The following is a 12,493-nucleotide window of genomic DNA, read 5'->3' on the forward strand; positions in this document are numbered from 1 at the left end:
ACTTATTTATTAAGGATAACATAAAATGATAAAAATTTCAAAGAGGGAAGATATTATATGTAACAACAAAAAGATCAACTGGATGTATAATGTTGTTAAAGAAGTTTTAGGAGGAGTAAGTATGAAAAAAATATTTATTGGCTTGTTAATTTTAACTTTATTTTTTAGTGGGTGCCAGATTAATGTCAAAAATCATGGTAATTTAGCAAAGCCCCCCAACCAAAATGTAAGTGAAGATGTTACTCCTAATGATATCCAAAATGAAAAATGGAGATGGAGTTTCAAAGATAATAAGATTTCATCCTTGGAGGATTTGCAATTGTATAAAAGTGATGATGGGGGTAAAACATGGACACAAATTTATATCCCAGTTGATAAAATTCCTGAGAGTGCTTATAAAGATGCTGAGAATATAGTACCTTACTTTATGGATAATAATGTGTGGATAGCATGGATTGTCCCCCAAACATTACATATACTTAAAACGACAGATGGAGGTTTAAATTGGGATATATTTAAATTTGAAATCGGCAAATATGGAGAAGCTATATCAGTTCTTCAATTTGTTACTCCTGAAGAGGGTTGGATTTTGACCACAATGAATGGTGCAGGAATGCAGATAAACTATTTATTGAAAACCAATGACGGAGGTAAGACGTGGGAAAATGTGAATATAACAGGCAAAAAGAACTATGATGGGATATATAGTGCGGCAAATCGTTCAAATATGAAATTTTATGATAAAAATAATGGATGGATTAGTATTTCAAATAACTTAGCTCCTGACCCAATACTGTTTAGAACAACAGATGGAGGTAAAACCTGGTCACAGATAAAATTATCTATACCCAAGAGTTATAAAAATTGTTATCTCTCTTCTGCAAATGTACCTGTATTTACTGATAGTAAAAATGGAAAATTGATTTTAGAGATTTATGGGCCTAATAAAGATAATAAATTAGAAAAACATATTTTAGTTTATGAAACAATAGATGGGGGTAATACGTGGAGATTAAGAAAGAATTAATAATTTGTAACCAATTTGTAATATCTGACAAACGAAATAATGGCATAATGTTGGTAGAAGAATTTATGGGAGGTTTTGGTGAGGAATGAAAAAAGCTCTTGTAATTTTGATAATTTTAACTTTGTTATTTGGCGGATGCCAAACAAAAAGAGAGGTTAAGGAGAGTAATACGTTTCACAAACTAATTCCTAATTTTCAATATTTCCAAATGATAGATAGAAATAATGGATGGGCTATTGGAGAAAATATGGGAGAAAATATGGGAGAAAATAAAGTATTTATTACAAATGATGGAGGCACTACATGGGTGACTGCTTTGACTTCTGCCATAGGTGACATTCGTGAATGGTTTTTTATGGATTCTGATCATGCTTGGATACTTTATTCTAATGAGACTCTCTATAAGACGGAAGATAGAGGTAAAAACTGGGATGCTGATGAAGTGCCTTTTGGTATGGGTAAATTATTTTTTATAAATTCCGGTGGAGAATATCAAGGTTGGGCCCTTAAGGAATATGGGCCTGCGTCTGGGAATGTGCCTGTGGATGTTTATAAATTAATAAACAATAAATGGACTCTCATTCACGAAGGAGAATTGCCTAACAGTACTTCAGCATCTCCTAATCCACTTCCATATGAAGGGGAGAAAAAGAGCTTTGTTTTTTTGCCTGATGTAAAAACGGGTTTTATTACAGTGGAAAGGTGTGAACCAGGAAAATCTAGTTTATACATGACCACTGATGGAAGATATACATGGAATAAAAAAATTATTCCACTGCTTTCAAGATTTGATGAAGAATATATTTCTGTATATTCTCTTAAACTTGTTGATGGTGAAATCATTTGGCCAATATCTGCATTTGATGATGTGAGAGGGGATTTTGAGGAAGTGTTTTTAGTAAGCAAGGATAATGGGAATAGTTGGAAAGAGAAGGCTTCTTTTGTATCCAAGAATTCCCCCAAAGAGGTTTATGTAGTAGATGAAGAAAACTGGTATGTTTTATTTGAAGATGAATTATTTAAAACAAATAACGGAGGAAATACATGGGAAAAACTAAATATTCCTCAAGGTACATTTCAAATTCAATTTATAGATAATAAAACAGTGTGGGCTTTAGCTTCAACATCGGGTGGGACAAGTTATGGTTGGCTACCTGTAAGAACGGATATTTTGCATGGATATGTTTCTACTTCATGGGTAACACTTCATAGGGAGACTAGTAGTGAATGGGTGTTGATGTTAAATAATGGATATGTAAATTGATATTAAATTAAAAGAATTGAAAAGTATTACAATAACACAGAGGTATTCTTTTTTATAAAAATAAAAGAAAGGGAGAGTGTTAATGAAAGAAGAAAATGTAGAGTTTAAGATATTTTTTATATTGCTAATATATATTTATTTAATGGTAGGTAACATATTGTTACAAAAGATAATCCGTATTTCAGAAGTTACATACAACCAAATAATACTTGTGTGGGGTAATTTAATTTTTTATTTCGTTTTAGGAATATTATTAACAATTCCTTTCTTTTTAAGTGAAACAAAGAAAGAAGGGAATTGGATGATAAATTATAAATGTCTATTGGCTTTTATTTTACCCTTATTTGCAGTAGTTTTTTTGTATTTTTATCCCATCTTATTGGACCTTTCTTATGTACTAGGACATGTTATTAATGCACTATCTGTGGTAGCAGGATATTCATTGATTTTTATAGTCAGCAAGAAGTAAGAAATAGCTTTAAAAATAAATTGGTACACCAACTGTGAAAATACCCCTCTGAGCTAGATTTACATCTCAGAGGGGGAGAATCAAATAGATGTTTTATAGGAAAATCAATTTAAATTTCTTATTGTTACCTTGTTTATTAGGTACTTTTTAAGTAGCCTACAATTATTTGATTTAAGCGGGGATATTCACCTATATCTTCTTCAGTTTGTACTAAAACTTCGTTATTCATTACTGCGATTACTTTTGCCCCTTTTATGTTTTCATTTAGGCTAACTATTCTGTGTTTTTGTTTCGCTTCATCAATGGAATCTGTATATAGTATTTTTCCATCTTTTATTATGGCAAAACTTGTGGCGTATTCTTCTAATTCAAATATTTCATGAGAAGAAAGTAAAATAGTGCCCTTCTTTTCATTGACGTATTGCTTTATTATTTCTATAAGTTCAAACCTAGCAGCCGGGTCAAGGTGCTGTGTAGGCTCATCCAGTATTATGAGTTTTGCATTTGTTGAAAAAGCTAATATCGCTAATATAAGGGTTTTTTGACCCCTTGAGAATTTTTGCATCTCTTCATTTAAGTTAAAGCCATATCGGGAGAGAAAGTTTTTAAAAAACATATCATCCCATGATGGATACAGAGTTTTGTACAGTTTGTAATAGTCTGCCAGTTGTAAGTTGTTAAAGACTTTTCTGTGTTCTGTAACAAACGCTATATCTTTTTTTATAGAAGGGTGAAAAGGCTTTTCGAATATGAATATTTCGCCTGAATCCTTTTTTACTGCGTTCATTATGCATTTTAATGTTGTGGTTTTTCCTGCACCGTTTGGACCCACAAGTGCCATTATTTCTCTTTCTTCTACTTTAAAAGTTACATTGGAGAGTATTTGTTTTCCATCAATTTGTTTACTTAGATTCTTTACTTCTAATGTGTACATTAATTTTCACCGCCTTTTATTACATATGACCAAAAGCCTAAGAGACAAATGAGGGACGAGAATATTAAGGACAGAGGTAAATTTCCCTGCCGAGTAAAACTTATCAGGCTGTAAGGATTGAAGGCAAAGCTATTAATATCTGTTGTGCCCATATATCCGAAAAGTGCATCTAAGAAAACTATAAAAGCGCTCCAACCTAATCCATCCATCTCAAAGCCTGAAAAAGTCATTTGAAGTCCAAATATTGCAAGTAAAAGTATTAAACTTCTCAAAATAGGCTCAAATTTATTTATAAAAGGGCCTTCTAAAAATATTCCTTCAATAGCAGAGGTCACAATCACAACGAGGCTTAAAAAAATGAGATTGTAAAGGAACAATTCTTTTTTAGAAAAAGGTAGGAAGTATAAAAGTTCTGCATTTTGATGCTTTATATCATACACTATAAAAGTGGCAGATAAAAACAAAAGTGCAATTGTTTTGATTAATATTACTGGTATGAATAGTAGAAAAGTAAGAAAAAGTATTCTTACAGTTTTCTCCTTTAATTCTTTCTGTATATAAATATCCATTTTATTTATCACTTCATTCATTTTTCCAGACCTCCTCAAAAATTAACATAGAAGTATAATAGTCTATACGACTGTTTTTCAATTTTGTGACACATTCTCTTATAATTTTTATTACACCTTCTTCTACATCAATGTCTTTCTTTATAAAATATCCTATGCCTTGCTCTGACTCTATATATCCTTCGTTTTTTAATTTTTCTAAAGCTTTTATAACTGTATTTATATTTACGTCAAATATCACCTGTAAATCTCTGATAGATGGAAGTTGACTGCCTTTTTGAAGGTTACCTAATAAAATTTCTGATTTTATCATGTTTACTATTTGTAAATATGCAGGCACTCCACTGTGTTTATCTACTTTTCTTAGCATTTTGCACCATCACTCTCTGATTAATTTTATAATGCCTAAATTTTTTATGTCGATAGGAGCTTTGCTTTTGTTTATAATTTTTAAAGAACCGCCTGTTGCATCTATATAAAATTCACCAGTTTCATCAGAAGTATTTAAAATTTCAAGTGTTCCATTTAAAGAAGTGGCATTTATATTAAAATTATTAAATTTTGATTTTATATCAATATTTACACCAGTGGCGTCTAATATGATTTTATCAAAATCTAATTCTCCTTTTATGTTACTCCCTGTAGTATTGAGATTTAAGTTTTTACCTTTTAATTTGCCATTCAAGTCAAAACCAACAGTGTTTATATAAATGTTATTTTCTGATACAATATCAGCATTTATTGTAGTTCCAACAGAGTTTATATGAATGTCTTTAATGTTTCCACTACCAATTATCTTGACTGATGTACAATCAATATCAAGGTTTTTTTCAAGTGATGTACCTAATTTTATAACATAAGTAGAATTTTTTATAGGGGAAAATTCTTCTAAATGTAAAACTTTATTATCTCCGGTTTCTATCAATCGAGAAGAATAAGACAAAGTATCGCCCTCAACAAGTTCCAACTCAATTTCTGAGGAGACTTTAATAGATATGCTATCTATGTCTTTTACTGAAATTGATTTATCCGGCAGAAAATTTTCATGAGGGCGTAAGTCATAATTAGAACTATTCGGGATAGTTATTGGAGGAATATTAATATGAATACCTGGAATATCAATTTTTGTGCCATTGTCTTTTATAGTTTTTGTCTTAACATTAGTAAAAAATAAACCCATTCCTAAAATTGGTACGGTAATTACCATTATAAATAATACGAGTAAAACAATTGAAAGTGAAGAAGATAGCCCTTTTCTTATAGGGAAGATACTTATTAAAAGTACAAAAGATAAAATAAAAAGCAATACTTTTAAAGAAATCCATGGAGAAATCCAAGCTAATAAGATGCTAACTCCTGATGCAGCTACTCTTATAGTGGCACTTTCTTTAAAAGTTTTTACAATGGGCAAATTTGAAGTTTTGCTTGAGAACAGGAAAATAAAACCGGTTACTAAAGCTACAAAAGCCACTAAAAATACAATAGTTTCAATTAAATTTTGATTCATAAGACGACCTCCCAAAGTTTTATACTGTTATATAATTATATAACACTATAAAACTTTTTTGTCAATGAGTTTTAAAAAATTATTAAAACAATTTTTAAGCTAGAAAAAATAAGAAGGAATTTAAAGATCTATGTAGAAATAATAAACTTGTAGAGGTTAATCATTAAAATTTGAAGGTGGTTTAATAAAACTATACGGGAAGGGGTAGAAAATGGATTATAAGGATTTATTAAAAAAGCTTAGTGAAAGCTACGGGGTTTCTGGGCATGAGAGAGGAATTTATGACCTCTTAAAAAAAGAATTTGAACCAATTTCAGATGAAGTTAAAGAAGACAATTTTGGCAATCTTATTTTTAAAAAGAAGGGCACAAAAGGCAAGTACAAGGTGATGTTAGCAGCTCATTTAGATGAAATAGGCCTTATGGTGAAAGATATTGATGAGAAAGGATTTATAAAATTTACAACAGTAGGAGGGGTTGATCAGAGGACTCTTCCTTCCCAAGAAGTTATAGTTCACGGTAAAAAGGATTTGTTGGGAGTTATAGGAAGTAAGCCACCACATCTTTTGTCTTCTGAGGACATGGAAAAAGCTATAAAAATAGATGATATGTATGTGGATGTTGGACTTCCTAAAAAAGAAGTAGAGGAATTAGTCAAAATTGGCGACATTATAACGATAAAAAGAGACTTCAGAGAGCTTTTAAATGATTATGTTTCTGGAAAGGCCTTAGATGATAGAGCCGGGATTGTTGTGATGGCAGTATGCCTTGATGAACTGAAAAAATTATATCATTATCATGATGTATATGCAGTAGTTACACTTCAGGAAGAAGTAGGAGTAAGAGGAGCTACAACTTCCGCTTATAATGTAGAGCCAGACATTGCAATTGCTATTGACGTTACCCATGGAAAAGCAAGAGGGGTTAGTCTGGAGATAGAGTTAGGTAAAGGACCTGCAATTGGAAAAGGACCTAATATTCATCCGGCAGTATACAAAGGACTTGTTGAGGCTGCAAAGAATTACAATATAAACTATCAAGTAGAGCCGCTTCCAGGTCCATCAGGAACAGACGCTTGGGCGATACAGGTTTCAAGAGAGGGCGTGCCAACAGGATTAGTATCAATACCTCTAAGGTATATGCATACTTCAGTAGAAACTGCAAATATGAAAGATGTAATAAGTAGTGGTAAACTCTTAGCTTATTATATAGCCAATCTTCCAGAGGAATTGGAGGGACACTTATGTTATTAAAGGAATTGACAGAAATAATGGGGGCTTCAGGAGATGAGAAGGAGATAAGGGAGAAGATAAAAAGTATTGTTGAACCATATGTGGACAATGTTTATGTAGATAAAATAGGGAATTTGATAGCCTGCAAAAAAGGCAAAAAAGACAAACCTAAAATAATGTTAGCTGCCCATATGGATGAAGTAGGACTTATGGTAAAATCAGTTAATGAAGATGGGACTTTGAGTTTTTTTCCTGTAGGTGGTGTAGATAATAGAATACTCGTTGCAAAAACAGTAAAAGTAGGTGAAAAGGGAATAAATGGAGTAATAGGAGCAAAGCCAATACACCTTCAAAAGAGAGACGAACAGCAAAAGCCTCTTGACTTCGATTCTCTTTATATAGACATTGGTGCGACTTCAAAAGAAGAAGCTTTAAAACATGTTTCCCCTGGAGATTATGTTTATTTTGACTCAAATTTTGAGATATTAGGAAATGGCTATGTGAAAGCGAAGGCTTTGGATGACAGAATAGGCTGTAATGTGCTGATAGAAAATCTGAAAAACGAGTATGAATATACTGTTTGTGCAGCTTTTACAGTGGAGGAGGAAGTAGGTTTAAGGGGAGCAGGTGTTGCAGCATATAATGTGGAACCCGACTTTGCCATAATTGTGGAAGGGACAGTTGCAGCGGATGTTACTGATTCAGTACCCCATTTAGTTTCTACGGAATTGGGCAAGGGACCTGCAATTTCTTTGATGGACAGGACAACTCTTTATGATAAAAAACTTATTGATAAAATTGCGAAAATAGCCGATGAGAATAAGGTACCTTATCAATTTAGGAGAATAGCCAGCGGCGGCAATGATGCAGGGAAAATCCATCTTACAAAAGGTGGCATAAAAACAATTGCTGTATCTGTCCCCTGCAGGTATATTCATTCTTTTAATTCTGTAGCCTTTTTAGAAGATTTTAATAACACAGTTAAATTGGTTGATTTGATAATCAAAAATATTGAAAAGGAGGCTTTAATATGAGTTTAAATATAGAATTGATAAAAAAACTTACACAAACTTATGGACCCTCAGGAAATGAGGATAAAGTGCTTGAAATTATAAAAGCGGAAGTAAAGGATTTTTGTGATGATATAACTTATGACGCTTTGGGAAATATGATATGCAAAAAAGCTGGAAAAGGAAAAAAGATAATGGTAGCTGCTCATACGGATGAAATAGGGCTTATGGTTACACACATAGAAGATGAGGGTTTCTTAAGGTTTACTACTATAGGGGGAGTTTTTGTAGAGCAGACAATAGGAAGAAGAGTAATTTTTAAAAATGGAGTGCAAGGAGTTATAGGAGTAGAGCATTTAGAGGATAAAAAAGAGATAAAGACTGAAAAGTTGTATATAGACATTGGAGCGAAAAATAAAGAAGAGGCTCAAAAATATGTAAATATAGGTGATAGTGCCGCATTTGCCGGTGAGTTTATTGAATCAGGAGATAGGCTTATCTCAAAAGCATTTGATGATAGAATAGGCTGTTATGTGGCAATTGAGGTATTGAAAAATCTTAAGACAAAAAATGAGGTATATTTTGTTTTTACTGTTCAAGAAGAAGTTGGAACAAGAGGTGCAGCTGCAGCTGCCTATAACATACATCCAGATTTTGCTGTAGCAGTTGATGTTACATCAACTGGCGATACACCTAAAGCGAAAAAGATGGCAGTCTCTCTTGGTAAAGGGGCAGCTATAAAAGTGATGGACAGGTCAATAATAGTAAGCCCTTCTGTGAGGGAGATGATGATTGAAATAGCTCAAAAACACAACATCCCTTATCAGCTGGAAATACTTGAATTTGGTGGAACTGATGCAGGGCCTATACATTTGACAAAAGGCGGTATACCAGCTGGTGTCATATCAATTCCGACAAGGTACGTCCACAGCGTATCAGAAATGGTAGATAAAAATGACGTTGAGGCAAGCATTGAACTTTTGAAAAAAGTTCTTGAGAAATGATTGGTAAAAATATACAGACAAGGTGATGGTTCTTTTCTATAAGACAAGAGAACCCTCCTTTTGTTTGCTTGTAAAAGCTAGCAGGGAAGATAATAGAAAGCATAAAAGGGCAGAGGATTCTGCCCTTTTATGCTTGTATGCCAAATACATATTGTACCAAAGTGCCGAAAAGATATGATAAAGCTGCTGCGCCAAGACCTGTTACTACCATTTCTAAGACCTTTCCTTTGACAGACAGACTTTCTGAAGCGACAGATACTACAACTCCTACTATAGAAAGTGCTATTGCTGCAAAAATCACTGAAAATAAAAGTGCTACTAAAGACGATGAGGTGATTATAAAATAAGGTAAAACAGGGAATAGGAGTCCTACAAGGTATGCAATGCCGGTATATAGAGCAGATTTTATTTCGTTTTCAGAAATTTCTTCAGTTAAGAGGTTTGTCATGGCATCTTCATTGTTACTGAGTTTTTCTACGATTTCTGTTCCGACATCTTCGGGTATACCAGATTCCGACAGTTTATTTAAAAATTCTTCTTTTGCCCTGTCTTTTGAGACTTTAAATAAAAGCTCCATTTTCCTTTTTATTCCTTCATTTACTTGTCTTTGAGACCGTACAGAGGTGTATGCACCTATTGCCATAGAAAGAGCACCAGCTACTCCTACTACTAAACCTGCGGTTCCAACGGTGATGGGGCTTTTTGGATAAATAGCTGAAAGTCCTGTTACAGTTCCTAAGATTTCCACAAGGCCATCGTTCATTCCAAGTATGAAATCTCTTATGTTTTCTATGTTGAATTTATCTTTTTGTCTGCTAAACATTTTTTCATGTTCAAGCTCATCTTCTATGATTTTTGAGAGAATTAATTTTTCTTCTTCTGTAAGAGAAGCTTCGTTAAAATAGCGGTAATAGGATTCGGTACTTGTTATTTCATTCATCTCAAGTATTGTGACGAATAATTTGCTTCCAACTAAGGTTCTCAATATTTTATAAGTAAAAAGCTTAAATTTGTGAAATTTTTCTTCTAGAATTTCTATATTTCTGTCTTTTAAAAATTGATGCCAAAATTTTGCATGAGCATGCTCCATTTTTGCAAGTGCTTCAAAATTACTTTTAGTTTGTGGATTTTTTTCTATTTTCGCAAGGTATGTGTAAAGGTCAGCAGCTTCAACTTCTTCTTTGTAAAAACTAATAGCTTGGTCTATAGGATTCATTTGTAAACCATCCTTTCAGAGAATAATTTTTGCGAAAATACCAGAAATAAAATTCATATTTATTATACCATATTGTCATTTCTCAAATTAATTTAGCCCAAAACCGATAAAATTTTTCAGATTAAATAATCTTGTGATAAAATTAATGCTAAAGGAATTTAAAAAAATTTTTTCAGATTCCTTTAGCATTAATTTTAATTGGAGAGGTTACTTATGCAAATAATTTTCCATGTTGATAACATTGAAGAATATTTACATAAAGGTAAAGATTACAATTTTCCTGACCCACCAGATAGATGTCCTTATCCCGATTGCAAGTGTAGAGTAAAACTAAAAAAGCACGGGTTTTATTACCGTTACTATTTAGATGGACCTAACTGTATAAAAATAGCCATAAGAAGATATATATGTCCTGTGTGTAAAAGAACTCTTTCCTACCTTCCTGATTTCTGTCTTCCCCATTTTCAGTATTCTTTCAATATGATTGTAAAGTCTTTAAAAGAGACACTTACAAGAGAAAAAACTCTCAGTTCTTTCATAAGTGACTTAAAAAGAAACTTTCCCACCATACTATTTTCAAGACAGCATATATATTTTTACACCAAAAGGATAATGAATAATTTAAGTTTTATCATATACGGATTAAGGCAAATAGACCCTTACATAAAGTTATCTGAGACTGACTCACAAAGAGAGAGGGCCAGAGAGATTTTGGACATAATAAGCATTGTACCACTCTTCTCCCAACGGTTTTATGCTCATTGCCAAAAATCATTTCTGGCCTCTCTCACATAATTTTAGCATTAAATCCGAAAGATTTAAATAAAAATTTTGATTTTTTCTTAGCAACATAACTTTTTCCTTTAATGTCCCCCAGGTATGAGCTAAAATTACGATTAAGAAATCAAAAAAGTGAAGGGGGAACATATAAATGCTTGATGAAAAAGCGAGAGAAGCTATAGCATTAAAGAGATTTTCACTGATAAGTCCGGTGCTAAACGGACAGGTAAAAAATCAGAAAGAATATTTTGATGCTCTTTCCGATAAACCTATTGAGATACCTTATCTTGGAATGAGAAGATATACTCCCAAGACACTTAGAGGGTGGCTATATCAGTATTTAAGAGGCGGTATAGAAGCGTTAAAGCCGGGTTATCGAAGCGACAGAGGCAAATACAGAAAGATAAACTTTGAACTTTCAGAGAAAATAAAGCAAAAAAAGCTTGAACATCCTGAAATGCCAAACAAACTTCTTTATGAGACATTGATAGGAGAAGGAATAATCTCACCGGATAAAGTATCCCTTTCGACATTCTATAGGTTTTTGAAAAACATTCCTGTAAAATCTTTAGATAAAGAAAAAGAGGGTAAAACAAAGAGATTTTCCCATGAATTCATCAATGAACTGTGGCAGACTGATGTCATGTATGGGCCATATATTAAAGAAGGTAAAACAAAGAGACAAACGTACCTTATTGCATATATAGATGATGCTTCCAGGCTGTGTACCTATGCTCGCTTTTACTATACCCAGAATTTTTTAGCTTTAAGAGACTCATTTAAAGAAGCAGTGCTAAGAAGGGGAATACCCAAAATGCTCTACACTGACAATGGAAAGATATATAGAAGCACTCAATTTGAATATATATGTGCATCATTAGGTACATCTCTTATTCATGCTGAGCCCTTTTCACCTCATTCAAAAGGGAAAATAGAAAGATTCTTTCATACGGTGAGAATGAGATTTTTAAGCACAATAGATCCTACATCCATAAAGAGTATAGATGAGCTCAATATGATGTTTTTTAAATGGCTGGAGGATGATTACAACCGAAAAGAACATAGCAGTATTGGCATGAGTCCTTTAGATTTTTTCATGTCTCAAATATCAAGGGTAAATATGTGTGGTGACATAGATATGTTGAATGAATGTTTTCTCATAAGAGTAAATCGTAAAGTAAACAAAGATGCCACACTTAAAGTGGAAAATATACTTTACGAAACAGAAGAAAAGTTTAAAGGTATGCGCTTAGAAGTCAGATATGACCCGCAGTGGCTTAAGGATAATACACCCCTTTTACTTTTTCATGAAGGCAAAAAAGTAGGGGAAGCGTATAAGGTAAATTTTCATGATAATGCTAAAATTCCTGTAGAATATATCGAAGACAGAAAGGTTGTAAGCGAAAATGAAGATACTGTGGATTTTGCGGCAAAACCTAATTCCCCAGTAATATCCTTTAATGATATCATTGATTAAAAAAA

13 protein-coding genes are annotated in these 12,493 nt (G+C 32.8%); 8 read left to right on the forward strand and 5 right to left on the reverse strand.

What is annotated here, in order from left to right; genetic code table 11:
• Positions 1-25 precede the first annotated feature (25 nt).
• The 3 genes from TETH514_RS01850 (at position 26) to TETH514_RS01860 (ending at position 2,760) form a co-directional block, all read left to right on the forward strand.
• The gene (locus TETH514_RS01850; RefSeq protein ID WP_003867553.1) at positions 26-1,027 is read left to right on the forward strand and encodes a YCF48-related protein; all 1,002 of its coding nucleotides are present in this window, start codon (positions 26-28) and stop codon (positions 1,025-1,027) included.
• An 85-nt stretch (positions 1,028-1,112) separates the two neighbouring features.
• Positions 1,113-2,291 carry a hypothetical protein gene (locus TETH514_RS01855; RefSeq protein WP_003867551.1) on the forward strand — a complete coding sequence of 393 codons (1,179 nt, stop codon included), beginning with the start codon at positions 1,113-1,115 and terminating at the stop codon, positions 2,289-2,291.
• Positions 2,292-2,373: 82 nt separating this feature from the next.
• On the forward strand, positions 2,374-2,760 hold the full coding sequence (locus TETH514_RS01860; protein ID WP_003867550.1) for a hypothetical protein: 387 nt from the start codon (positions 2,374-2,376) through the stop codon (positions 2,758-2,760).
• Positions 2,761-2,896: 136 nt separating this feature from the next.
• On the opposite strand, the gene TETH514_RS01865 is transcribed toward TETH514_RS01860, so the two are convergent.
• Genes TETH514_RS01865 through TETH514_RS01880 form a run of 4 tightly spaced genes read right to left on the reverse strand, consistent with a single transcriptional unit; the run spans position 2,897 to position 5,770 of the window.
• Positions 2,897-3,694 (reverse strand): ABC transporter ATP-binding protein, encoded by a 798-nt coding sequence (locus TETH514_RS01865; RefSeq protein WP_003867549.1) that lies wholly within the window; start codon positions 3,692-3,694, stop codon positions 2,897-2,899.
• On the reverse strand, positions 3,694-4,284 hold the full coding sequence (locus tag TETH514_RS01870; RefSeq protein ID WP_003867548.1) for a hypothetical protein: 591 nt from the start codon (positions 4,282-4,284) through the stop codon (positions 3,694-3,696). Before TETH514_RS01870 ends, TETH514_RS01865 begins: the two co-directional genes overlap by 1 nt.
• The gene (locus TETH514_RS01875; protein WP_003867547.1) at positions 4,277-4,633 is read right to left on the reverse strand and encodes a GntR family transcriptional regulator; all 357 of its coding nucleotides are present in this window, start codon (positions 4,631-4,633) and stop codon (positions 4,277-4,279) included. The genes TETH514_RS01870 and TETH514_RS01875 overlap by 8 nt, the downstream gene beginning before the upstream one ends.
• Positions 4,634-4,642: 9 nt before the next feature.
• The gene (locus TETH514_RS01880) at positions 4,643-5,770 is read right to left on the reverse strand and encodes a hypothetical protein (RefSeq protein WP_003867546.1); all 1,128 of its coding nucleotides are present in this window, start codon (positions 5,768-5,770) and stop codon (positions 4,643-4,645) included.
• Positions 5,771-5,981: 211 nt separating this feature from the next.
• Between TETH514_RS01880 and TETH514_RS01885 the strand changes: the two genes are divergently transcribed.
• From TETH514_RS01885 to TETH514_RS01895, 3 genes are read left to right on the forward strand one after another with little or no spacing between them, the layout of a single operon-like run.
• Positions 5,982-7,022 (forward strand): M42 family metallopeptidase, encoded by a 1,041-nt coding sequence (locus TETH514_RS01885; protein WP_003867545.1) that lies wholly within the window; start codon positions 5,982-5,984, stop codon positions 7,020-7,022.
• On the forward strand, positions 7,013-8,035 hold the full coding sequence (locus TETH514_RS01890; RefSeq protein WP_003867544.1) for a M42 family metallopeptidase: 1,023 nt from the start codon (positions 7,013-7,015) through the stop codon (positions 8,033-8,035). The genes TETH514_RS01885 and TETH514_RS01890 overlap by 10 nt, the downstream gene beginning before the upstream one ends.
• Entirely contained in the window at positions 8,032-9,015 is a 984-nt protein-coding gene (locus TETH514_RS01895; RefSeq protein ID WP_009051796.1) for a M42 family metallopeptidase, read from the forward strand. The genes TETH514_RS01890 and TETH514_RS01895 overlap by 4 nt, the downstream gene beginning before the upstream one ends.
• A gap of 127 nt (positions 9,016-9,142) precedes the next feature.
• On the opposite strand, the gene TETH514_RS01900 is transcribed toward TETH514_RS01895, so the two are convergent.
• Complete coding sequence (locus tag TETH514_RS01900; protein ID WP_009051795.1) at positions 9,143-10,231, reverse strand: VIT1/CCC1 transporter family protein; 1,089 nt, start codon at positions 10,229-10,231, stop codon at positions 9,143-9,145.
• A 213-nt stretch (positions 10,232-10,444) separates the two neighbouring features.
• On the opposite strand from TETH514_RS01900, the gene TETH514_RS01905 reads away from it, so the two are divergent.
• Both TETH514_RS01905 and TETH514_RS01910 read left to right on the forward strand, forming a co-directional pair.
• Positions 10,445-11,026, forward strand: coding sequence for a DUF6431 domain-containing protein (locus tag TETH514_RS01905; protein ID WP_003870792.1), 582 nt, complete (start codon positions 10,445-10,447; stop codon positions 11,024-11,026).
• Between the two features lie 136 nt (positions 11,027-11,162).
• On the forward strand, positions 11,163-12,488 hold the full coding sequence (locus TETH514_RS01910; RefSeq protein ID WP_009051794.1) for an IS481 family transposase: 1,326 nt from the start codon (positions 11,163-11,165) through the stop codon (positions 12,486-12,488).
• Positions 12,489-12,493: the final 5 nt, after the last annotated feature.

Origin of the sequence: Thermoanaerobacter sp. X514 (genome assembly GCF_000019065.1) — a bacterium.
Classification (GTDB): domain Bacteria; phylum Bacillota; class Thermoanaerobacteria; order Thermoanaerobacterales; family Thermoanaerobacteraceae; genus Thermoanaerobacter; species Thermoanaerobacter pseudethanolicus.